General features: G+C 61.8%; 2 protein-coding genes. One reads left to right on the forward strand and one right to left on the reverse strand.

What is annotated here, in order from left to right; genetic code table 11:
* Positions 1-168 precede the first annotated feature (168 nt).
* Entirely contained in the window at positions 169-423 is a 255-nt protein-coding gene (locus EN955_RS34520) for a DUF2171 domain-containing protein (RefSeq protein ID WP_013532118.1), read from the forward strand.
* Positions 424-437: 14 nt separating this feature from the next.
* On the opposite strand, the gene EN955_RS34525 is transcribed toward EN955_RS34520, so the two are convergent.
* A partial coding sequence (locus EN955_RS34525) for a P1 family peptidase (RefSeq protein WP_206523779.1) occupies positions 438-1100 on the reverse strand: 663 nt, incomplete at its 5' end.

Raw genomic sequence — 1100 nt, forward strand, 5'->3', positions numbered from 1 at the left:
GTGCAAGCAGGCCAACGGCAAACAGAAAGAGCATTCGCATCGGTCTTCACCCCCGTGATCGTTTCAATCCCCTAGCACGACGGAATCAAAACGTCGTGCGGTGCGAAAGCCGATGCATCCAATCGGCCCGTCATTTGTTATTGTCGGCAGTCCCAATGGAGAACCACCATGACCGACACCAGCAAAATTCGTGAGCATATGGAAGTCGTCGGCGCCGATGGCGTGCATGTCGGCACTGTCGACAAGGTCGATGGCCAGCGCATCAAGCTGACCAAGGCCGATAGCGGCGAGGGCGCCCACAAGGGCCATCACCACTACATTCCCCTGAGCCTGATTGCCGAAGTCGACGGCAAGAAGGTCTGGCTGTCGGCGAATTCTGATGTCGCGGTGACCTTCGAGGAAGAAAAGTCCGATCCGGTCTGATTGATCGCTTCACTTCACTTCATGCGTGACGACCAGACCGGAAACAGATCGTTTTCGGCAGGCGTCGCGGCATAAACGCCTCGGCTGATGGCGCGCGCCATGGTGGCGCCGGCGGCGGCGCAGAGATCGATTGCTGCATCGGCGGAGAGTTCGATACCGCTCGTGCCGGTCGCCAGCGCGAACACAAGGTCGCCATCGGCCGGCGTGTGCGTCGGCCAGATGGCGCGCACGAATCCATCATGCGCCGACATCGCCAGGCGCTTGGCGGCAGCCTTTGTGAGCACTGCATCGGTGGCAATGACGGCGATGGTGGTGTTGCCGCCGGTCTCCGTCTGGCGGCCAAAATGTTTGTCGCGGTACTTCAAAAGAATCCGTTTCGCCTCGTCAGGCATCGGCGAGGGATAGCCAAGCCCACCGAATTCGTCGCCGATTTCGAACGGTGCCGCCCAGAAATGGCGGGTTCGGCCTGTGGTCACCGAACCGGTCGGATTGACGGCGGCCAGCGCGCCGATGATGACGCCATTGTCGAGCAGCGTCGAGGCGGAGCCGAGGCCTCCTTTCAGCCCCGAAGTGAGCGCGCCGGTGCCGGCGCCGATGGTGCCGAGTTGGAAATCGGCGGTGGCGGTTTGCGCGGCTTCATAGCCAAGCTCGCGGTAGGGCGGATAACGGCCCCAATC

Source organism: Mesorhizobium sp. M7A.F.Ca.CA.001.04.2.1, from assembly GCF_003998485.1.
Classification (GTDB): Bacteria; Pseudomonadota; Alphaproteobacteria; order Rhizobiales; family Rhizobiaceae; genus Mesorhizobium; species Mesorhizobium ciceri.

Coding starts and splice junctions, on each gene's coding strand:
- EN955_RS34520 (WP_013532118.1), top strand. CDS start 169: ATGACCGACACCAGCAAAATTCGTGAGCATATGGAAGTCGTCGGCGCC.